Origin of the sequence: Cobetia sp. 5-25-4-2 (assembly GCF_013374075.1) — a bacterium.
Lineage (GTDB): Bacteria > Pseudomonadota > Gammaproteobacteria > Pseudomonadales > Halomonadaceae > Cobetia > Cobetia marina.
The window spans coordinates 207,590-227,609 of sequence record NZ_BLWK01000002.1 but is presented as its reverse complement, the minus strand read 5'-3'; the positions used below and the strand labels follow the sequence as shown (position 1 = coordinate 227,609).

Sequence of the window (20,020 nt, the reverse complement as noted above, 5' to 3'; positions counted from 1 at the left end):
GAAAAAGGGGGCGGTCGCAAGGCGTGTCTCAGCAGAAGACCGAGGGTGGCTCAGGACGTTGTCCGCGAGTCGATGAAGGGCGCGTCATGATGATGCGCTGTCGTCGTCGGATGGCGCCCAGGGCGGGCGAGTCCCGGCGAAGAATGCCGCCAGTCCAGCCTGTCCCTGTTCACTGACCCTCAGCTGACTGATCACCTCACAGCAGCGTGTCTGACGCCGGGTGTCGTCGGCGGCGACGGCCACCTCGGCGAGCAGGGCCTTGGTGGCGCGGCTGGCCTCGGGCGAGGTCGCCAGCAGCGTGCTCACCATGTCGGCGACGCGCGCCTCCAGCAATTCATCACTGCACACGTCATGCACCAGCCCCAGCTGGTGGGCGGTGTGGGAATCGATGACTTCCGCGGTCAGTGCATAGCGGCGCATCTGGCGCATGCCGATGGCGCGCTGCACGTAGGGGCTGATCACCGCCGGTGCCAGGCCGATGCGCACCTCGGAGAGACAGAAGCGGGCGCGTTCGGCCGCCAGCACGATGTCGCAGCAGGCCGCCAGACCCACGGCGCCGCCGAAGGTGGCCCCCTGCACGCGGCACACGCTGGGACAGGGCAGTTCATCGAGCAGCTGCATCAGGCGGGCAAGCTCCCGGGAATCGGCAAGGTTATCCTCGCGCGAATACTCGACCATGCGCTGCATCCACTTGAGGTCGGCCCCGGCCGAGAAGCTCTTGCCTTCGGAGGCCAGCACCATCACGCGTACCTCGCCCTGACTCGCCAGGGCGTGCAGGTGCGTCAGATGGCCGTTCAGCGCCTTGATCAACCGGTCATCAAAGGCGTTGTGCACCTCGGGGCGCGCCAGGGTCAGAGTGGCGACACCGCGCTTGTCGATTTCGAGTCGGCAGAATTCAGTCATCGTCACCTTGTCCAATCAGTTAGCCAATGGATCATCATTCATCCAGTGAGTCGGCTGTCAGGGCGCCACTATGGTTGAGCGAATCACATGCGGAAGACACCGAAGCGACTCTCCTCTATCTCGGCATTCATCGCGGCGGCCAGGGACAGGCCGAGAATGTCGCGGGTCTGCAGCGGGTCGATCACGCCATCGTCCCAGAGTCTGGCGCTGGCATAGCAGGGGTGGCCCTGATGCTCGTATTGTTCGCGCACCGGTGCCTTGAAGTCCTCCTGTGCCTGTTGCGGCCAGTCGCGGCCCTCCCGCGCATGCTGCTCATACTTGACCTGGGCCAGCACGTTGGCCGCCTGCTCGCCGCCCATCACCGAGATGCGTGCGTTGGGCCACATGAACAGCAGGTTGGGGTCGTAGGCGCGGCCACACATGCCGTAGTTGCCGGCGCCGAAACTGCCGCCGATCAGCACCGTGAACTTGGGGACCCTGGCACAGGCCACCGCCGTCACCAGCTTGGCACCGTGCTTGGCGATGCCCTCGTGCTCGTAACGTGAGCCGACCATGAAGCCGGTGATGTTCTGCAGGAAGACCAGCGGAATCTTGCGCTGGGCGCACAACTCGATGAAGTGGGCGCCCTTGACGGCACTTTCCGAGAACAGCACGCCGTTGTTGGCGAGGATGCCCACCGGATGGCCGTGCAGGTGAGCGAAGCCGGTCACCAGTGTCTCGCCGTAGTAGCGCTTGAATTCATCGAAGTCCGAATCATCCACCAGCCGACCGATCACTTCGCGCACGTCATAGGGCTTCTTGAGGTCCGTGCCGACGATGCCGTAGAGCTCGTTGGGGTCCAGGCGTGGCGGGCGGGATTCGCGCAGCGCGAGCTGCCCCTTGCGCTGCCAGTTGAGGCGCGAGACGGCTCGCCGTGCCAGTTGCAGGGCGTGGGCGTCATTGTCGGCGAAGTGATCGGCCACGCCGCTGATCTTGCAGTGCACCTCGGCACCACCGAGTGCCTCGGCGCTGATGTCCTCGCCGGTGGCCGCCTTCACCAGCGGCGGGCCGGCGAGGAAGATGGTGCCTTGCTTGCGCACGATGATGGATTCATCGGCCATCGCCGGAACGTAGGCGCCACCGGCGGTGCACGAGCCCATCACCACGGCGATCTGCGGAATGCCTTCGGCGGAGAGTGTCGCCTGGTTGTAGAAGATGCGGCCGAAGTGATCGCGGTCCGGGAAGACCTCGTCCTGATGGGGCAGATGCGCGCCACCGGAATCCACCAGGTAGAGGCAGGGCAGGCGATGCTTGCGGGCCACTTCCTGGGCGCGCAGGTGCTTCTTCACCGTCAGCGGAAAATAGGTGCCGCCCTTGACGGTGGCATCGTTGGCGACGATGACGCATTCCACACCGCTGACGCGGCCAATGCCGGTGACCAGCCCCGCGCCGGGCACCGGGCTGTCATAGACGTCATGCGCTGCCAGTGCCGACAGCTCCAGGAAGGGTGATCCCTCATCGATGAGGTGGTCGATACGTTCCCGCACGAACAGCTTGCCGCGCGATTCGTGGCGTTCACGGGCCTTGTCGCCACCACCGGCGGCGACACCGTCCAGCAGCTGGTGCAGGCGCTCGACCTCGGCCTGCATCGCGGCATGATTGGCACGGAACTGGTCGCTACGCGGATTGATCAGGGAGGTCAGAATGGCCATGCGGCAGCTCCATCAGCGAAGGGAAACGGATGGTGTGGGGCGTCATGCGCTTTCATTGAACAGCTCGCGGCCAATCAGCATGCGGCGTATCTCGCTGGTGCCGGCACCGATCTCGTAGAGCTTGGCATCGCGCAGCAGACGGCCGGTGGCGTACTCGTTGATGTAGCCATTGCCGCCCAGCAGCTGGATGGCATCCAGCGCCATCTGGGTGGCCTTCTCGGCGCAATAGAGGATGACGCCGGCGGCGTCCTTGCGCGAGGTCTGGCCGCGATCACAGGCGCCGGCCACGGCGTAGAGATAGGCGCGGCAGGCATTCAGCGTGGTGTACATGTCGGCAATCTTGCCCTGCACCAGCTGGAACTCGCCGATCGCCTGGCCGAACTGACGGCGCTCATGCAGATAGGGCACCACGATGTCCATGCAGGCCTGCATGATGCCGATGGGGCCGGCGGCGAGCACGGTGCGCTCGAAGTCCAGTCCACGCATCAGGACCTTCACGCCGCGATTGACCTCGCCGAGCACGTTCTCGGCCGGCACCTGACAGTCCTGGAAGACCAGTTCGCAGGTGTTGGAGCCGCGCATGCCCAGCTTGTCGAGCTTCTGCGCGGTGGAGAAGCCGGGGAAGTCGCGTTCGATGATGAAGGCGGTGATGCCCTTGGAACCGGCGTCCGGGTCGGTCTTGGCATAGACGACCAGCGTGTGGGCATCCGGGCCATTGGTGATCCACATCTTGTTGCCGTTGAGCACGTAGTGGTCACCGCGCTTCTCGGCCTTGAGCTTCATCGAGACCACGTCCGAGCCTGCGCCGGGCTCTGACATCGCCAGGGCACCGACATGCTCACCGCTCATCAGCCTGGGCAGGTAGCGCGCCTTCTGCTCCGCGCTGCCGTTGAGCTTGATCTGGTTGACACACAGGTTGGAGTGGGCCCCATAGGACAGCGCCACCGAGGCACTGGCCCGCGAGATCTCTTCCATGGCGATGCAGTGCGCCAGATAGCCCATGCCACTGCCGCCATCTTCCTCGGGGACGGTGATGCCCAGCAGGCCCATGTCGCCGAACTTCTGCCACAGGTCATCGGGGAAGGCATTGCTGGCGTCGATCTCCGCGGCGCGTGGTGCGATCTCGTCGCGGGCAAAGGCATTGATCTGCTCACGCAGCAGGGTGTGTGTCTCGTCGAGTCCGAAATCCAGCGGCGTATAGAGGCTGTGCATGAGCGGGCATCCTTTGCAGCGATGAGATGAGAAGCGCTTCGAGCGTCTTGACTGTGCGTGCAGCCACGCGACAGGCGAGGCAGTGTTCATGGCCGGTGCAGGCGGTGGGAGATTCGTCAGTGACAGCCCGCCTGAGGTGGCTCTGGAATCACTCTAGAGTAAAGTTGACGTTAACGTAAAGGTTATCATCATGCGCTTTGACCAAGGTCGCAGGCAGTGTCAGCTGACGTGTGCTGGCTCTTGGGATCGCGCGGGCACTCACGCCGGCACTCACGCCGTGACCAGAGTCGCCTGACCTGCGTGTCACTGTTAATCTGAATGGCAGGCAAAAGGCCTGACCGACGGGCAGGCGCCGTCATCGTTGCCCACCTCTCACCTGCAAGAAGGATCTTCTCGATGAGTGATGCTCGCGCCCCGGCGGTTCGCTTTCGCGATCTGCACAAGGGCTTTTCGGGTCAGCGATTGTTCGAAGGCATCGACCTCGAACTGCCGCGTGATCGTATTACCGCGCTGGTCGGTGCCAGTGGCTGCGGGAAGTCCACCTTGCTGCAGCTGATCAACGGGCTGATACGTCCGGACAGCGGCGAGGTACAGGTCTTCGGCAAGGGGGTGGACTATGCCAATCTGCCCGCCATGCGCAGACGCATCGGCTACGCCGTCCAGCAGATCGGCCTGTTTCCGCACCTCAGCGTGCGCGACAACATCGCCATTCTGGCGGACCGCGAAGGTTGGACGGCGGACAGGGTCAAGGCGCGCATCACGCGGCTGTTCCAGATGATGGACCTGGATCTGGCGCTGTTGACGCGTTATCCGCATGAGATTTCCGGCGGGCAGGCGCAGCGGGTCGGTCTGTGTCGCGCGATGATGCTGGAGCCACCGTTGCTGCTGCTCGATGAGGCCTTCTCGGCGGTGGACCCGATCACGCGCATCGAGGTGCATGCCCAGTTCCAGCGCATGCAGCAGGAAGAGCCGCGCAGCGTGGTGATGGTGACCCATGACATGAATGAGGCACTGAGTCTGTCCGACCACATGGTGGTGATGGCACCCGGCGTGGTGCTGCAGGCTGCCAGTCCCGAGACGATCGCCAGGGCGCCTGCGGATGAGCGCGTGGCCCGACTGCTGGAGGCACGCGCATGAAGATGCTGATGACGACTCCCGTCCTGCAACGTTCGCGCCGCGGGCTGTCCGGCGCGCTGATGATCGCCGGCCTGGCGCTGGCGAGTCTGGGGGCCCTGGTGAGCAGTCCGCTTGCCGGCGCGGAAGAGGAAGCCGCGGCATGGCCCGAGGACAAGCCCATCGTGGTGGGCTCCAAGGCGGATCGCGAAGGGCATCTGCTCGGCGAGATCTTCGCCCAGGTACTCGAGGATGCCGGCTTCACGGTCGAGCGTCGCCTCGGGCTGGGGCAGACCATCATCACCTATCAGGGGCTGGCGGAGGGGGAGCTGGATGTCTATCCCGAGTACACCGGCACCCTGGCGCACGCCATCCTCAATCTGGACAGCGTGCCGCCGCTCGACAAGCTCGATGCTCTGAGTCGTGAACGGGGGCTCAGGGTGCTCAAGCCACTGGGCTTCAACAACACCTATGCCGTGAGCATGCGGCGTGAGCAGGCCGAGTCGCTGGGCATCAGGACGATCGGTGATCTGGCGGATCACCCGGAGCTCTCGATCGCGATGTCGCATGAGTTCATCAAGCGCTCGGATGGCTGGCCGGGGCTGGCGGATGCCTACGCGCTGCCGCAGGTGCCCCGTGGCATCGAACACGGCATCGCCTATCAGGCGCTGCGCGAGAGCAAGATCGACGCCACCGATGCCTACTCCACCGAGGGTGACATCCAGCGCTTCGACTTCGTGCTGCTCGACGACGACCAGGGCTATTTCCCCGAGTATCTGGCGGTGCCCTTCGTGAATGCCGCCTTGCCGGAGAAGGCTGTCGCGGCGCTGGATCAGCTGGCGGGCAGTCTCGATGAGGACAGCATGCAGGCGCTGAATGCCGAGGTCTCCACCGAGGAGCAGAGCTTCGCCCAGGTGGCCAGCCGCTTCATTCAGGAACAGGGCATCACCACCGAGCAACGCGAAGTCAGTGGCGCCAAGTGGGACAAGCTCGGGACCAATCTCATCGAGCATCTGCAGTTGACGCTGTCCGCGCTGCTGCTGGCGTGTCTGGTCGGTCTGCCGTTGTCACTGCTGGTCTACCGCAATCCGAAGGTCTCGCGGGTCGTGCTCTACGTCACCGGCCTGCTGCAGACCATCCCCTCCATCGCGCTGCTGGCGTTGATGATTCCGCTGTTCGGGATCGGGGTGGTGCCGGCGGTGATCGCGCTGTTCGTCTACTCCCTGCTGCCGATCATCCGCGCGGCCATCACCGCACTGCTGACGGTGGACCCGCTGCTGGTCAAGGTGGCGCGCGGGATGGGGCTGACGCGCCGTGAGCAGCTGCGTCACGTCATCTTGCCGCTGGCGACGCCCAATCTGCTGACGGGGATCAAGACCGCCGCCATCATCAACATCGGTACCGCGACCCTGGCGGCCTTCATCGGCGCGGGCGGGCTGGGCGAACCCATCGTCACGGGACTTTCGCTCAACGACTATGATCTGGTGCTGTACGGCGCGATTCCGGCGGCGTTGCTGGCCATCTGCGCGGAGCTGTTGTTCGAGTTGTTCGAGCGCATGGTGATTCCGGCGCATATGCGCGGGCTCAAGGCGCGTTGACCTGGACGGGGGCCGGAAAAACCCAGACAGGCCTGTCGCGATTGTTGTACACGGTGTGCAGCAATCAAGGAAAGGCGTTGCGCAGGATTATCGTTGGCCACCGATGTGAGTAGAGTGAACGCCATAGTGAAGACTCGCTGACGGGAGTCTTGTGTAGCGAACCTTGAATTGGAGACGTCTCATGCGTATCAAGAATCTGTTCCCGATCGCGCTGGTCGCGGCCACCCTGGCACTCGGCGGTTGTGGTCTGTTCGATCATGGTCATGGCGGCCACGGCGGCGGTCATGGTGGCGGCCAGCAGCACGGCATGATCGACACCGGCTCTCAGGCCTCTCACCTGTCCTGAGTCTGCGTGAGGGCTGATGGCCCCGTGAAGAACCGCCCCCGACGCATGCGTCGGGGGCGGTTTTTTTGTCTTCGCCAGAAGGCAAGAGGCGGCTGGCCAAGAGCGCTTGCGAACGCGGAGCGCCTGACAGAACGCAAAGCGCCAGAAGGGACGGGAAGAGCCGGCAGGGCTGGAAGAGCGGGAAGAGCTGGCAGGCCTAGAGTGCATGAAGGGCCACGATGGCGGGCGGGCTGCCATCCTCTGGCCAGTCGACCCGTGCCTCGATGGCGTAGACCTCGCGCAGTCGCTCGACGCTCAGTACCTCGCGCGGCGGGCCGCTGGCCGCCAGACGCCCGCGATACAGCAGCCAGAGCTGGGCGGCATGCCGCGCGGCCAGGCTCAGGTCATGCAGCGCGACGATCACGATGCGCTGACGGTCGCGGGCATCGCGGCCAAGCCAGTCGAGCACCGCCAGCTGGAAATGCAGGTCCAGGGCGCTGGTGGGTTCATCCAGCATCAGCAGCGCCGGCTCGCGTACCAGCGCCTGCGCGATGGCGACACGCTGGCGCTGTCCGCCGGAAAGCTGCCCGAGTCGTCGGGAGGCCAGCGGGGTCAGCTCCAGTGCACTGACCAGCGCCTCGCAGTGGCGCAGATTGGCCTGCTCGTCCAGATGGCCGGCCAGGCGTCTCGCCAGCAGCAACGACTCGAAGACCTCAAGCATCGCGCCGCCTTCACTGAGCTGCGGCAGGTAGCCGATACGTGCCGCGCGCTCGCGTGGCGTGAGGGACGCCAGTGCCTCCCCGTCGAGACACAGCTGGCCGCTGGCCGGCAGCAGCCCGGCGATCGTCTGCAACAGGGTCGATTTTCCGGCACCGTTCGGGCCGAGCAGGGCGGTCAGCTCGCCACGGTGTGCGCGCAGCGTGCCCGGCATGTCCAGCACCGGATGCCCCCCGCGCAGGACGCTGAGATCCTGAAGCACGAGCCCCTGGTCATCGAGAGCGGCTTCGACGCGAGACTGCGCGAGGCGGGCTGGCGCGTTGGATTCGGCGGTGGGCACGTCATGTCGCTGGTTCATCCGTCGTGTCCTCGGCGCTTGAGCGTCAGGCTGACGAAGAAGGGCAGACCGATCAACGCGGTGATCATGCCCAGTGGCAGCAGCACGCCGGGGATGAGCGAACGGCTGAGGATCGAGGTCAGCGACAGCAGCAGGGCGCCGATCAGCGCCGAGAGGGGCAGCAGGCGCTGTTGCTGCTCACCTACCAGCAGGCGGGCGATGTGGGGCGCGACCAGGCCGATGAAGCCGACGCTGCCGACGAACGAGACGGCGGTGGCGGTCAGAAGCGCCGTGCACATCAGGCCGCTCAGACGCAGGCGGCGCACGTCCACGCCTAGCGCACGGGCCTGGGCTTCCCCCAGGCTCAGGGCGGTCAGCTCGCTGCGTCGACGATGAAAGACCACCGCACACAGCGCGATCACCAGGCTCAACACGGCCAGGCGTGACCAGCTGCTGCGCTCGAGGCTGCCCATCGACCAGAAGATCAGCTGCTGCAATGCCTCGGGCGAGGCGACGAACTGCAGCACGCCCAGCAGGGCATTGAAGAAGAACATCAGCGCGATGCCCAGCAGTACCAGAGTCTGTACGCCGACGCCGGGCAGGCGCTGTGCGCTCCACAGCACCAGCGAGGCCCCCAGCGCGAAGAGGAAGGCATTCAGCGTGACCCCAAGCCCTGCGCCTGCGAGGCTCTGCCATGAGGGCAGCACCAGCTGCACGAGGTCGAGATGCAGGATCAGGCCAAGCCCGGCACCGACGCTGGCCGCCGCCGAGACTCCCAGCGTGAAGGGGTCGGCCAGCGGGTTGTGCAGCAGGGTCTGCATCTGGGCACCGGCCATGGCCAGTGAGGCGCCGACGGTCACCGCCATCAGCGCGATGGGCAGGCGCAGTTGCCAGAGGATGGCGTGGGCGAGCGGATCGTTCGCTTCGCTCTGCCACAGTGCGGGCAGCAGACGTGCCAGGGGCAGCTCGCCACTGCCCTGGCTGATATCCAGCAGGCAGGCGGCCAGGACCGCGAGGCCACTGGTCCAGAGCCACAGGGCACCATGGCGCTTTCGACGGCGCCAGTCGGCGATGGGTGAGGTGACGGGAGAAGTCAGGGAGTCGGGCACGGTGAGGTCCGGCGGTGGCGTGTCAGTGTGAAGCACGGGCGGCAGCCTGAAGCGCTTGCGTGTCACAAGCCTAGCGACTTGGCGTGGGAAGGAGAAGCCACGAAAAAGACCTCCCCGAAGGGAGGTCTGGAAGAGGACGACGTCCCGGGAGGGGATCTGTCTGCCGTGACAGTGCGTCGGGGACGTGGAGGGCCGGATCAGCCGTTCATGGCCTGGGGCAGATAGAGCACGATTTCCGGGAAGAGGTGCATCAGCACGATGGAGAAGATCATCAACAGGAAGAACGGCAGCGTCGCCTTGGTGATGGTGATGATGTCCTTGCCGGTCAGGCTCTGGATCACGAACAGGTTGAAGCCCACCGGCGGGGTGATCTGCGACATCTCGACCACGATGATCAGGTAGATACCGAACCAGATCAGGTCGAAACCGGCGGCTTCGATGACCGGCATGATGATGGAGGTCACCAGCAGGATCAGCGAGATGCCATCCAGGAAGCAGCCCAGAATCAGCAGGAACAGCGTCAGCACCACCAGCAGCATGGTCGGCGACAGCCCCAGGGTGGCGATGCCTTCGGCCAGCTGCATCGGAATCTGGGTGAAGCTCATCGCGGAGGACAGGAAGGAGGCACCGGCGATGATGAAGGCGATCATGCATGAGGTGCGCAGCGCCGCGAACAGCGATTCCTTGAAGGTGGCGGCGCTCATGTGGCCATTGAGGCGCGCGATGATCAGCGACAGCACCACGCCGACCGCCGCCGCTTCCGTCGGTGACGCCAGGCCACCGTAGATGCTGCCGAGGATGCCGCCGATGAGTGCCAGCAGCGGAATCAACTGGGCGCTGTTGCGCAGCTTGGCCATGAAGCTCATGTGCGGCTCATCATGGCCGGCACGGCCCTGAGGCTCGCCGACGACCTTCGACCAGATCGCCAGATAGCCCATGAACAGGGCCAGCAGCAGCATGCCCGGCAGGACACCGGCGATGAACAGGCGCGAGATGGACTGCTCGGTGACCACGCCGTAGACGATCATCATGATCGACGGCGGAATCAGCAGACCGAGGGTCGAGGCGCTGGCGAGGGTACCGATGGCCAGGTTGCTGTCGTAGCCGCGACGCTCAAGCTCCGGCAGGGTCATCTTGCCGACGGTGGCACAGGTGGCGGCGGAGGAGCCGCACACGGCGGCGAACAGCCCGCTGCCGATGATGTTGGAGTGCAGCAGGCGGCCCGGCAGGCGATTGAGCCACGGTGCCAGCGCGCGGAACATGTTGTCGGCGAGTCCGGAGCGGAACAGGATCTCGCCCATCCACACGAACATCGGCAGGGCGGTCAGGTCCCAGCCGTAGCTGGCACCCCAGAAGTCCGAGGCCAGGATCGGGCCGGTCTCGAAGCTGGAGAAGAAGGTCAGCACGATCCAGCCGGTGCCGATCAGCGAGAAGGCGACCCACACGCCGCCGCCGAGCAGCAAGGCGAGGGCCAGCAGAGTGACGAGGATGAGTGTCAGCATGTCATTCGGCTCCGTCTTCGGGCTCGGGCGCCACGTAGCGTGAAGGCGCGGTGAAGGCGGTGCGCAGCGTGGCGATCAGTGTCTCGAGAATCGCCAGGCACAGAAGGCCGGTACCGGCGACCAGCACGCTCTGCGGAATCCACAGCGGCAGGGCCAGCAGGCCGGAGGAAATGTCGTGGTACTCGAGGCTCTCGCCGACCAGCAGTACCAGTTCATGGGTGATCAACACGCTCAGGCTCAGTGCGATCAGCAGCGCCAGGCTCTCGACCCACACACGCACGGCGGGTGGAAGGCGATTGATGACCAGCGTCACGCGGATGTGCGCGTGGTGCGTGAAGGTATAGGCGAGGCTCAGGAAGGTGGCGCCGACCAGCAGGAAGGCGGCCATTTCCGAGACGCCGGAGATCTCGAAGCCGAGACGTTCGGCACCGAACATCACCAGGATGGCGTCGATCAGGCGCAGGAAGACCTGCAGGCTGACCAGGGTGCAGATCAGCAGCATGCAAGCTGCCGCACCCCACGCGCCGAGGCGATAGAGTCTGTCGAGGAAGTAGGTCATGACATGCACTCACAGGGAAGGTGAGGGTGGCCACGCGATGCCGTGTCGGGGAGACCCGTGTCGCGTCTGCCAGCGGGCAGAGGCTGACAGGGGAGCGACGTGATCATCGCGTGGCGGGGTGACGAGACCAGCCAGGTGCCGAGCGTTCAGTTGATGGGACGAACGCCCGGCGCTGGCAGGCGGGGCTCAGGCATCGAGATCGGCGCGATAACGCTCGAGCAGCTGCTGGCCTTCATCGCCGGCGCGTGATTTCCAGTCCTGGAACAGCTTGTCACCGGCGGCCTTGAGGTCTTCGGACAGCTTCTCGTCCGGCTCGCTGATGGTGAAGCCATTCTCGGTCAGCACCTTGGCGCTCTCGTCGGCATCGGCCTTGCTGGCTTCCCAGCCGCGAGTCTCGGCGGCCTTGGCGGCGTCCAGCACGGCCTGCTGGGTGCTCTCGTCGAGGCGATCGAAGGCACGCTTGTTGACGAAGACGATGTTCTTCGGCAGCCACAGCTTGGCGTCGTTGTAGTGCTTGACGTAATCCCAGGCCGACATGGACTTGCCGGTGGAGCTGGAGGTGATCATCGCGTCGACACGGCCGGTGCTGAAGGCGGTGGGGATGTCGGCTTCTTCGGTCTCGGTGGGCTTGCCGCCGACGTTCTCGACGAAGCGCTGGGTGTTGATGTTGGGCGCGCGGATGCGCAGGCCCTTGAGCTGGGAGACGTCGGTCAGGTCGAAGTCGGTGTAGATGCCCTGGGCCGGCCAGGCGACCGCGTACAGCGGCATCAGGCCTTCCTTGGCGAACAGCGCGGTGATGTCCGGCTTGGAGGCCTGCCACAGAGCGAAGGCTTCCTCGTAGCTGGAGGCGACGCCCGGCAGGGTGTCCAGCTCGTAGACCGGCGATTCGTTGGACAGGATCGACAGGAAGATCTCGCCGGCCTGGACGGTGCCGCGACGCACGGACGGCTTGATCTCGCCGTGGGAGATCAGCGAACCGCCGCTGTGCACGGTGATGCTCAGCTCGCCATCGGTGGCCGCGGTGACCTCCTCGGCGAACTGCTTGGTGTTCTTGGTGTGGAAGCTGGCATCGCCATACGGAGTGGCGAGGTTCCACTGTGCCGCGAGGGCCGAGCCACTGAAGGCCAGGGCACCGGCGGCTGCCAGTCCGATGAGGGTACTGGAGGTGGCAGATTTGCGGGTGAGGGAGTCGCTGGGCTTACGCATGTCTAGTTCCTCATTATTATTGAATGTTGTCGGCAGACGATTTCATTCTTCAAGTGACAGGCCATCCCGTCCAATCGTTAATTCTGATTCACAGTATCGATGAAATCTTTCATCGTGTCGTCGCATGAAAGCCTTTGGCGATATTGTTAGACCTTGGTATGGCGTGCCCTGGCGCACGATCAACCCTGTCTCAGCGCATGCATGACGCTTCGATCAGTCGGCGGGAGGCGCGTGCTGGCGAGAGTAGGTCTCGGCACACTGGCGACCCAGGCGCGCGACACTGGCGCAGAAGTCGGGGTAATTGGCATTGCGCCAGATGGCCTCATAGACCATTGGCGGCAGCGGGGTCTCGAGTGGCAGACGCACCAGTTCGCCGTGATTGATCACGTCCTCGACGGTGGCGACCGGCAGGACACCGATGCCCAGTCCTTCGCTGCTCATGCGCAGAATGGTCATCAGGGTGCTGGTGCAGTGCACCTTGGGCTGGGTGATGCCCTGTTCGGCGAGGTAGCTGACAAGCTCCGTATAGGGACGGGCCTGCTTGCTGAAGGAGATGAAGGGGGTTCTGGCGAAGCATTCGCCGTCCTGGGCCAGCTGCTCGGCGAGGGTCGGCGAGGCGAACATGCCCATCTCGAAGGTGCACAGCGGTGTCTGGGTCGCGTAGGGGCCCATGGCGACGCTGTCCATCGCGAACAGCATGTCGAGGTCATTGTCGGCCAGGCGCTGATGCAGAAAGGGCGAGATGTCGACGGTCATTTCCAGCGTCAGCTTGGGGTAGCGCTCGGCCAGCTGGCGCATGAAGGCCGGGAACCAGCTGTTGGCGATGGTCTCGATGACGCCCAGACGCAGCGTGCCGGAAAAGGCGCCTTCCTCCTGAAACAGGCGCATGGCTTCTTCGCGCCCGCTCAACAGGCGTTCGGCATGCGCGAAGAATTCCCGACCGCGCAGGGTGGGCTGGATGGGGCGGGTGGCACGCTCGAGCAGCGATTCGCCGACGGCGGCCTCAAGACGGTTGATGCGGTCCGAGATGGAGGGCTGGGTGAGGTGCAGCTTGGTCGCGCCCTTGCGGAACGAGCCGAGCCGCACGACCCAGACAAAGGCCTCGAGTTCCTTGAAATCGAACATGACAGATGCCCCGTGATGAATCGTTGAGACCGACCATCTTGCCGCATGCCGTGCAGGGCGTCAGCTTTCATCACCGGGCATGCCCCGCACGAGACGGGGCGCGGGACCTTCACTTGCGAAACAGCTGGCTCTCGCGGTCCTTGAAGGCCTTGAACTCCAGCGCGTTGCCGGTGGGGTCGAGGAAGAACATCGTGGCCTGTTCACCGGGCTCGCCCTTGAAGCGCACATGAGGTGCGATCTCGAATGTCACGCCTTCGGCAGTGAGACGATCCGCCAGTGCCTGCCAGGCCTCCATCTCGAGTACCACCCCGAAGTGCGGCACCGGGACGCCATGCCCATCGACCGGATTGCGGTGCTGGGCGAGCGGGTTGTCAGGGTCGGCCAGTGCCGGGTTCAGGTGGCAGACGAACTGGTGGCCGTAGAGGTCGAAATCGACCCAGCTGTCCGAGGAGCGTCCCTCCGGACAGCCGAGGAATTCGCCATAGAAGCGCCGGGCTTCGGCGATGTCACGCACTTGAATCGCGAGGTGGAACGGATCACTGACGGCCATGTGGGAAATTCCTGTTGTTGTGGGTGGTTCCGCCAGACAGGACGCGTCGGTCGCCTGAGTCAGGCCGGCATTCAGAGATGACGGCCCTTTCGTGGCTGTCCGGGGTGCCCCAGACAGAAGCATGTGGCGGTCTGACAGGCAAGCGGATGATTGACTGGGCTTTCATACCTTATGGTAATGAAAGATTTCATCGATATAACGAATCACAAAATACGATTGGATACCGAGGCATGGCCTTACTTAGAGTGGAGGGATAACAACACACAAGATCATCCTGCGAGGTGTCTCAATGTCCCGTTCCGCTCCCTCCCTCCCTCTGCTCAATTGCGACATGGGCGAAAGCTTCGGCAACTGGAAGATCGGCCTCGATGACGAGGTCATGCCCTACGTCGATTGCGCCAACATCGCCTGTGGCTTCCACGCCTCTGACCCCACCATCATGCGCCGCACCGTGCGGCTGGCGGTCAAGCACGACGTGCGCATCGGCGCGCATCCCGCCTATCCGGATCTGCAGGGTTTCGGGCGCCGTTCCATGGCCTGTTCGCCTGCCGAAGTCGAGGACATGCTGCTCTATCAGATCGGCGCGCTCGACGGTATCTGTCGCGCCGAAGGCACTCGCGTCCAGTACGTGAAGCCGCACGGTGCGCTCTACAACGACATGGCCGCTGACCCGACGCTACTGCGCGCCGTCATGCAGGCCGTGGTGCGCTATGACGCCAGCCTGCCGCTGATGGTGATGGCGACCGCCAATCCGGCACCGATGCAGGCACTGGCCGACGAGATGGGCATCACGCTGTGGTTCGAGGCCTTCGCCGACCGTGCCTACGACTCGCGCGGTCACCTGGTCTCGCGTCGTGAGCCCGGCGCCGTGCATCACGACAGCGAGGTGATCATCGCCCAGTCGGTGACGCTGGCGCGCGGTGAAGCCCTCACCGACAGCAGCGGCGGTGATCTGGTGCTCAGTGCCGACACCCTGTGCGTGCACGGTGACAACGCCGAGTCCGTGGCCGCGGTGCGTGCCATCCGTGACGCCTTCGATGCGCTGGCGGGTGCCTGATGGCTGGGGGGAATAGCCACGAACGCGGCTCGTCACCGCAACTGCGCCTCGAGACCGTCGGCATGGACTCGCTGATCATCCGGCTGTTCGACCGCATCGAGGAATCCAACATGGCCTGGATTCTGGCCGCTGACGGGGCCTTGCGTGAGGCCTTCGGCACGGCGCTGGTGGATCTGGTGCCGTCCTATACCACCTTGCTGCTGCACTATGACGTGGCGGCACTGGAAGAAGGCGAGGTGCGTGCCCGTATCCAGGCGTCCCTCGAGAACCTCGCTCCGCAGAGCGGTCAGCAGGGCCAGCTGCACGAGGTGCCCGTCTGGTACGACGACAGTGTCGGTCCGGAGCTTGCGCCGATCGCCGCGCGTCTCGGCATCAGTGTCGAGGCGTTGATCGAACGGCATGGCGCGCATGATTACTGCGTGTTCGCGCTTGGCTTCGCCCCCGGTTTCGCCTTCATGGGCGTGCTGGAGGAGGCATTGACCACACCGCGCCTCAAGACGCCGCGCCAGAAGATCGCCCCCGGCAGCGTCGGTATCGCCGACCGTCAGGCCGCGATCTACCCGTCCCGCTCTCCCGGTGGCTGGAACATCCTGGGCCGCACGCCCATCACGCTGTTCTGTCGCAACGAGGCCGGTGAGCCGTCCAGTCGCTTCATGCCCGGTGATCGCGTGCGTTTCGTTTCCGTGAGCCGAGAGGAATTCGTTCGCCTGGGCGGCGATGTCACCCCGCTGGAGGAGCGCGCATGAGTGCCGACAACGACAAGCGCGTGAGACTCGACGTCGAGCGCAGCGGTGCCCTGGCACTGGTACAGGATGCGGGACGCCTGGGTGTCCGCCATCTGGGCGTGACCCAGGGCGGCGCAGCGGACTGGGTGTCACTGGGCTGGGCCAACTGGCTGCTGGGCAATGCCCCGGATGCGCCGGGACTCGAGATCACCATGGGCGGCGGCCTGACCCTCAAGGTCGGGCAGGCGGGCACGCTGGCGCTGTGTGGCGCTGATCTGGCGGCGACACTGGATGGTGAGGCGTTGCTGCCCGGGCAGGCCTTCGCCGTGACGGCGGGGCAGGTGCTCAAGTTCGAGCGTCCGGTCGCCGGGCTGCGCGCCTATCTGGCCTTCCCGGGGGGGCTGGATGTCGCCCCGGTGCTGGGCAGTGCGGCCTGTACCGTGCGTGATGGTCTGGGCGGGCTGGATGGCGAAGGCCATGCACTGGCCAGCGGCGATGTGCTGACGGCGGCCGGCAATGAGCTGTCGCTGCGCGAATTGCCGGCGTCGGCACAGGCATGGCAGCAGTCGCTGACCCCCGAGGAGGGCGAGGCGCTCGAACTGGCGCTGGTGGTAGGCGCCCAGATTGCCGAATTCAGTGGCGACAGCCTCTTTCGCGCCTTCAACCGCGACTGGGCGGTAGATGGTCGCGCGGATCGCATGGGCGTGCGTCTGACCGGCCCGCGTCTGGAGCGTGATGGAGCCGGGATGGTCTCCGAAGGCATTCCGCTGGGCGCGGTACAGGTGCCCGCCGATGGCCAACCGATCATCCTGCTCAATGATCGCCAGACCATCGGCGGCTATCCGCGCCTTGGCGCACTGACGCCGCTGGCCTGCGCGCAGCTCGCCCAATGCGTGCCGGGCACCAGGGTGCGGCTGGCGGCCGTGACGCCGGGTCAGGCGCGTCGTGATCACCTCGAGGTGCTGGCAGGCTGGCAGTCGTGATGCGCCGCAGCGGAGCTTTCAGCTCGACGCCTGCAGGCCAGAGCGTCTAGATCTGAACGTGCAGACCCGAGCCTGCAGATCAACGCGTGCAGACCTGAGCGACTGGATCAAGGCGCGCAGACAAAAAAAGGGCCTCCAAGTGGAGGCCCTTTCGGTTTTCCCGTGAGGGAATCTTTGATGCTGTTGGGAGTGATTGATCAGATCACGCCCTTGATGAACAGATTCCCGGAGAAACGTTGCGCGAGCATCGGGAAACGTTGCACTGACTCGTGGGTATCGATGAAACACGAAGCAATGCGGTCATCATGTCGGGCACATTACCCTCACATGCTGACGGGTAACGAACGGCTTATCCCCCGAACGGGACTGTACTGGCAAGAATAACGGTTGAGGCAGGCGGATGCCAGTCATTTGCGAGCGGTGTTTTCTAATTTTTTTCACGCCGGTGTCGGACTGGTCTCACGCGGGAAACCTCCAGGCTCATCACCGTCACGGATGGCGGCGCTTGCGCAGTCGCCACAGGTGCACTTCCAGCCAGCCGGCCTCCAGCGCCTCGGCCAGATTGTGCTGCATCGTCGGAAAATGCGGCCCGAAGATCAGCTCCGGTGTTAGCGCCTGGCTGGCACGCTGGGCGGGCGAGAGTGGGGGCTGGCCGGAGGCGCCGGGGGAGGGTGTGCGCAGACGCCGCGCCTGCCAGGCGAGCACCTGAGGCGTCAGTTCGGCGTGCGCCTCGACCTCGAAACCACTGTTGGCCATCGCCTCGTGCAGTTCCTCGCAGCTGGCCAGGTGATCGGCGCGGGGCGTCAGTGCCCAGGGCACCGGCAGCTGCGGACGCTCATGGAAGGCTTGCGCCTGGACGCTGAGCACCGGCTCATGCAGCACCAGATAGCCGTCATCGTTGAGGCAGTCATGCCACTGACGCAACACGTCAGTCTTGTCGCTCAGATGGACCAGCAGGTGCTGGCTCAGGATGCGGTCGACATGTCGCCCCGTCAGGGCGGGATGCAGCTCGGGATAGCAGGCGTCGCCCTCCAGCACTCGGATACGCTCGCGCAGGCCGGTGGCACGGTTGAGCGCGACGGCCAGCTGGCAGAGGCTCTCCGAGAGATCCAGCGTGGTGACGTGATGCCCGGCGCAGGCATGCTGACTGACCAGCATGCGTGCCAGTCCGCCGAGCCCGGCACCGGGCTCGAGAATCGCGAGTGGCATGCCCTCGGGGGTCTCGAGAGCCGCCATCGCCAGCAACTCGCGGCTGCCGGCCGCGCCTCCCAGATGCAGCTGATCCAGCCCTGCCAGCGCCGTGGGCGGCAGGACGGGCTCAGGATGCGCCTTGATCAATGCCTCGAGTGCCTCCTCCAGTGCCGCGTGATGCCGAGGGGGCGCGTAGTGCGCCACCTGGGCACAGGCCGTGCTCAGGTGGCGAGCGGAGGAGGCGTCATCGCCTCCCGGCGTGTCGTGACTCATGCGCTTGTTCTCCGTGGCCCTCCGAGGTGCCCGTTCATGCCTTGAGACCCAGCTCCGCCGTGGCGGTTTCGCGCATCTTGAATTTCTGGATCTTGCCGGTGACGGTCATCGGGAATTCCTCGACGAACTTGATATGGCGCGGCACCTTGAAGTGGGCGATTCTGCCCTGGCAGAACGCCTTGAGGCCTTCGGCATCCAGCTGCTCGCCTTCCTTGAGCTTGACCCAGGCCATCACTTCCTCGCCATACCGCTCATCGGGCACGCCGATCACCTGCACGTCCGACACGGCAGGATGGGTGTAGAGGAAGTCCTCTATCTCGCGGGGATAGATGTTCTCGCCACCGCGGATGATCATGTCCTTGATGCGCCCGACGATGGTCACGTAACCGTCCTCATCGAGGGTGGCGAGATCACCGGTATGCATCCAGCGGCCACTGTCGATGGCCTTGGCGGTGGCGTCCGGGTTGTTCCAGTAGCCGAGCATCACGCTGTAACCGCGTGTGCACAACTCGCCCTTCTCGCCGCGCGGGACCACCTGGCCTGTCTCGGGGTCGACGATCTTGATCTCCAGATGGGGATGCAGGGTGCCGACGGTGGAGACACGCTTGTCCAGCGGTGCCTCGCGGGTGGTCTGCAGACTCACCGGGCTGGTCTCGGTCATGCCATAGGCGATGGTGACCTCGCGCATGTGCATGCGCTCGATGACCTGGCGCATCACCTCGATGGGGCAGATGGAACCCGCCATGGTGCCGGTGCGCAGGCTGGAGAGATCAAACTCGTCAAAGCGCGGGTGCTCGAGTTCGGCGATGAACATCGTCGGTACGCCGAACATCGCGGTGGCGCCTTCCTCGCTGACCGCCTGCAGCGTGGCCAGCGGATCGAAGCCCGCCTCGGGGTAGATGATCGTCGCCCCGTGGGTCAGACAGCCCAGATTGCCCATCACCATGCCGAAGCAGTGATAGAGCGGCACCGGCATCACCAGCTTGTCGTGCTCCGTGAGATTCATGCGCTCGGCGACGAAGAAGCCGTTGTTGAGAATGTTGTGATGCGAGAGCGTGGCCCCCTTGGGGGCCCCGGTGGTGCCGGAGGTGTACTGGATGTTGATCGGGTCATCGAAGGTCAGGCTGGCCTGCAGCTCGTGGAGTGTCTCGAGACTGACCTCTCCGGCGCCGCCCGGCACATCCTGCCAGTGGAGCATGCCGGGCAGGGCATCCTCGGCCTCGAAGCAGACCAGACGCCTGAGGTCCGGCAGCGCGCCATTGTGAATGCCATCACGGCCGCGGGCCTCCCTGGCCTCAGGGAACAGCTCCTCGAGGATCGCGACGTAGTCCGAGGCCTTGAAGCGTGCCTGGAAGATCAGCGTCGCCGCGCCGGACTGCTTGAGCGCATAGGCCAGCTCATGGCCGCGATAGCTCGGGTTGAGATTGACCAGCACCGCGCCGATCTTGGCGGTGGCGTACTGGATCAAGGTCCACTCGGCGCGATTGGGTGCCCAGATGCCGACCCTGTCGCCGCGCTCGATCCCCATCGCCAGCAGGCCGCGCGCCACGCGCTCGACCTCTGCATGCAGCTCGGCCCAGGTGTAGCGCAGCCCCTGATGACGGCTGATCAGAGCGTCGCGCTCGGGCCAGCGCGCGGTGATGCGATCGAGACAGTCACCGATGGTTTCCCCCATCAGGGGAGTGTCGGAGAGGGTGCTCAGATAGCTGAGAGACTGGCGTGTGGCAATGGCGTCCTGTGACATGGCGTTGTCCTGTGTCCCTGGTTGTTATTGGTGTGGCAAGGCGTATTCAGGGGGAGCCGCCCGGCGGGCGGTCACGCCGCCAGGGGGCGGCGGCGTGAAT

18 protein-coding genes are annotated in these 20,020 nt (G+C 65.0%); 6 read left to right on the top strand and 12 right to left on the bottom strand.

The annotated features are described in order from the left end of the window. Positions 1–84: 84 nt before the first annotated feature. The 3 genes from HXS65_RS05850 to HXS65_RS05840 form a co-directional block, all read right to left on the bottom strand. Complete coding sequence (locus HXS65_RS05850; protein WP_176493440.1) at positions 85–903, bottom strand: enoyl-CoA hydratase-related protein; 819 nt, start codon at positions 901–903, stop codon at positions 85–87. 83 nt (positions 904–986) lie between these two features. Beyond that, on the bottom strand, positions 987–2,594 hold the full coding sequence (locus HXS65_RS05845; RefSeq protein ID WP_176493439.1) for a carboxyl transferase domain-containing protein: 1,608 nt from the start codon (positions 2,592–2,594) through the stop codon (positions 987–989). 42 nt (positions 2,595–2,636) lie between these two features. Then, positions 2,637–3,806 (bottom strand): isovaleryl-CoA dehydrogenase, encoded by a 1,170-nt coding sequence (locus HXS65_RS05840; protein WP_077374848.1) that lies wholly within the window; start codon positions 3,804–3,806, stop codon positions 2,637–2,639. A gap of 396 nt (positions 3,807–4,202) precedes the next feature. On the opposite strand from HXS65_RS05840, the gene HXS65_RS05835 reads away from it, so the two are divergent. The 3 genes from HXS65_RS05835 (at position 4,203) to HXS65_RS05825 (ending at position 6,863) form a co-directional block, all read left to right on the top strand. Continuing rightward, positions 4,203–4,943 carry an ATP-binding cassette domain-containing protein gene (locus tag HXS65_RS05835; protein WP_077374845.1) on the top strand — a complete coding sequence of 247 codons (741 nt, stop codon included), beginning with the start codon at positions 4,203–4,205 and terminating at the stop codon, positions 4,941–4,943. A gap of 8 nt (positions 4,944–4,951) precedes the next feature. Beyond that, positions 4,952–6,517, top strand: a complete 1,566-nt coding sequence (locus HXS65_RS05830) for a glycine betaine ABC transporter substrate-binding protein (protein WP_218015059.1) — start codon at positions 4,952–4,954, stop codon at positions 6,515–6,517. A 181-nt stretch (positions 6,518–6,698) separates the two neighbouring features. After that, on the top strand, positions 6,699–6,863 hold the full coding sequence (locus HXS65_RS05825; protein WP_167592973.1) for a hypothetical protein: 165 nt from the start codon (positions 6,699–6,701) through the stop codon (positions 6,861–6,863). A gap of 196 nt (positions 6,864–7,059) precedes the next feature. Here the strand turns inward: HXS65_RS05825 and HXS65_RS05820 are convergent, their stop codons facing one another. The 7 genes from HXS65_RS05820 to HXS65_RS05790 all read right to left on the bottom strand — a co-directional run bounded on the left by HXS65_RS05820 (position 7,060) and on the right by HXS65_RS05790 (position 13,947). Continuing rightward, entirely contained in the window at positions 7,060–7,917 is an 858-nt protein-coding gene (locus HXS65_RS05820; protein ID WP_176493438.1) for an ABC transporter ATP-binding protein, read from the bottom strand. Further along, positions 7,914–9,041 (bottom strand): iron ABC transporter permease, encoded by a 1,128-nt coding sequence (locus tag HXS65_RS05815; RefSeq protein ID WP_240499675.1) that lies wholly within the window; start codon positions 9,039–9,041, stop codon positions 7,914–7,916. The genes HXS65_RS05820 and HXS65_RS05815 overlap by 4 nt, the downstream gene beginning before the upstream one ends. A 161-nt stretch (positions 9,042–9,202) precedes the next feature. Then, complete coding sequence (locus HXS65_RS05810) at positions 9,203–10,507, bottom strand: TRAP transporter large permease (RefSeq protein ID WP_077374839.1); 1,305 nt, start codon at positions 10,505–10,507, stop codon at positions 9,203–9,205. Between the two features lies 1 nt (position 10,508). Next, a complete protein-coding gene (locus HXS65_RS05805; RefSeq protein ID WP_077374836.1) occupies positions 10,509–11,066 on the bottom strand; it encodes a TRAP transporter small permease in 558 nt (185 codons plus the stop codon). A gap of 186 nt (positions 11,067–11,252) precedes the next feature. After that, positions 11,253–12,272, bottom strand: a complete 1,020-nt coding sequence (locus tag HXS65_RS05800) for a TRAP transporter substrate-binding protein (RefSeq protein ID WP_176493437.1) — start codon at positions 12,270–12,272, stop codon at positions 11,253–11,255. A 213-nt stretch (positions 12,273–12,485) separates the two neighbouring features. Beyond that, complete coding sequence (locus HXS65_RS05795) at positions 12,486–13,397, bottom strand: LysR family transcriptional regulator (RefSeq protein ID WP_176493436.1); 912 nt, start codon at positions 13,395–13,397, stop codon at positions 12,486–12,488. A 109-nt stretch (positions 13,398–13,506) separates the two neighbouring features. Beyond that, complete coding sequence (locus HXS65_RS05790) at positions 13,507–13,947, bottom strand: VOC family protein (RefSeq protein WP_077374827.1); 441 nt, start codon at positions 13,945–13,947, stop codon at positions 13,507–13,509. Positions 13,948–14,236: 289 nt separating this feature from the next. Between HXS65_RS05790 and HXS65_RS05785 the strand changes: the two genes are divergently transcribed. The 3 genes from HXS65_RS05785 to HXS65_RS05775 are packed head-to-tail and all read left to right on the top strand — an operon-like array spanning position 14,237 to position 16,712. Further along, complete coding sequence (locus HXS65_RS05785; RefSeq protein ID WP_084208091.1) at positions 14,237–15,004, top strand: 5-oxoprolinase subunit PxpA; 768 nt, start codon at positions 14,237–14,239, stop codon at positions 15,002–15,004. Further along, positions 15,004–15,750: an allophanate hydrolase subunit 1 gene (locus HXS65_RS05780; protein WP_176493435.1), complete on the top strand. Its 747-nt coding sequence runs from the start codon at positions 15,004–15,006 to the stop codon at positions 15,748–15,750. The genes HXS65_RS05785 and HXS65_RS05780 overlap by 1 nt, the downstream gene beginning before the upstream one ends. Beyond that, positions 15,747–16,712: a biotin-dependent carboxyltransferase family protein gene (locus tag HXS65_RS05775; RefSeq protein ID WP_218015058.1), complete on the top strand. Its 966-nt coding sequence runs from the start codon at positions 15,747–15,749 to the stop codon at positions 16,710–16,712. Before HXS65_RS05780 ends, HXS65_RS05775 begins: the two co-directional genes overlap by 4 nt. 489 nt (positions 16,713–17,201) lie before the next feature. On the opposite strand, the gene HXS65_RS05770 is transcribed toward HXS65_RS05775, so the two are convergent. Together HXS65_RS05770 and HXS65_RS05765 are read right to left on the bottom strand one after the other, a co-directional pair. Beyond that, positions 17,202–18,176 carry a cyclopropane-fatty-acyl-phospholipid synthase family protein gene (locus tag HXS65_RS05770; protein WP_176493434.1) on the bottom strand — a complete coding sequence of 325 codons (975 nt, stop codon included), beginning with the start codon at positions 18,174–18,176 and terminating at the stop codon, positions 17,202–17,204. 34 nt (positions 18,177–18,210) lie between these two features. Beyond that, a complete protein-coding gene (locus tag HXS65_RS05765; RefSeq protein ID WP_176493433.1) occupies positions 18,211–19,920 on the bottom strand; it encodes an AMP-binding protein in 1,710 nt (569 codons plus the stop codon). Between the last annotated feature and the right edge of the window lie 100 nt (positions 19,921–20,020).

Coding starts and splice junctions, on each gene's coding strand:
- HXS65_RS05850 (WP_176493440.1), bottom strand. CDS start 903: ATGACTGAATTCTGCCGACTCGAAATCGACAAGCGCGGTGTCGCCACT.
- HXS65_RS05845 (WP_176493439.1), bottom strand. CDS start 2,594: ATGGCCATTCTGACCTCCCTGATCAATCCGCGTAGCGACCAGTTCCGT.
- HXS65_RS05840 (WP_077374848.1), bottom strand. CDS start 3,806: ATGCACAGCCTCTATACGCCGCTGGATTTCGGACTCGACGAGACACAC.
- HXS65_RS05835 (WP_077374845.1), top strand. CDS start 4,203: ATGAGTGATGCTCGCGCCCCGGCGGTTCGCTTTCGCGATCTGCACAAG.
- HXS65_RS05830 (WP_218015059.1), top strand. CDS start 4,952: ATGACGACTCCCGTCCTGCAACGTTCGCGCCGCGGGCTGTCCGGCGCG.
- HXS65_RS05825 (WP_167592973.1), top strand. CDS start 6,699: ATGCGTATCAAGAATCTGTTCCCGATCGCGCTGGTCGCGGCCACCCTG.
- HXS65_RS05820 (WP_176493438.1), bottom strand. CDS start 7,917: ATGAACCAGCGACATGACGTGCCCACCGCCGAATCCAACGCGCCAGCC.
- HXS65_RS05810 (WP_077374839.1), bottom strand. CDS start 10,507: ATGCTGACACTCATCCTCGTCACTCTGCTGGCCCTCGCCTTGCTGCTC.
- HXS65_RS05805 (WP_077374836.1), bottom strand. CDS start 11,066: ATGACCTACTTCCTCGACAGACTCTATCGCCTCGGCGCGTGGGGTGCG.
- HXS65_RS05800 (WP_176493437.1), bottom strand. CDS start 12,272: ATGCGTAAGCCCAGCGACTCCCTCACCCGCAAATCTGCCACCTCCAGT.
- HXS65_RS05795 (WP_176493436.1), bottom strand. CDS start 13,397: ATGTTCGATTTCAAGGAACTCGAGGCCTTTGTCTGGGTCGTGCGGCTC.
- HXS65_RS05790 (WP_077374827.1), bottom strand. CDS start 13,947: ATGGCCGTCAGTGATCCGTTCCACCTCGCGATTCAAGTGCGTGACATC.
- HXS65_RS05785 (WP_084208091.1), top strand. CDS start 14,237: ATGTCCCGTTCCGCTCCCTCCCTCCCTCTGCTCAATTGCGACATGGGC.
- HXS65_RS05780 (WP_176493435.1), top strand. CDS start 15,004: ATGGCTGGGGGGAATAGCCACGAACGCGGCTCGTCACCGCAACTGCGC.
- HXS65_RS05775 (WP_218015058.1), top strand. CDS start 15,747: ATGAGTGCCGACAACGACAAGCGCGTGAGACTCGACGTCGAGCGCAGC.
- HXS65_RS05770 (WP_176493434.1), bottom strand. CDS start 18,176: ATGAGTCACGACACGCCGGGAGGCGATGACGCCTCCTCCGCTCGCCAC.
- HXS65_RS05765 (WP_176493433.1), bottom strand. CDS start 19,920: ATGTCACAGGACGCCATTGCCACACGCCAGTCTCTCAGCTATCTGAGC.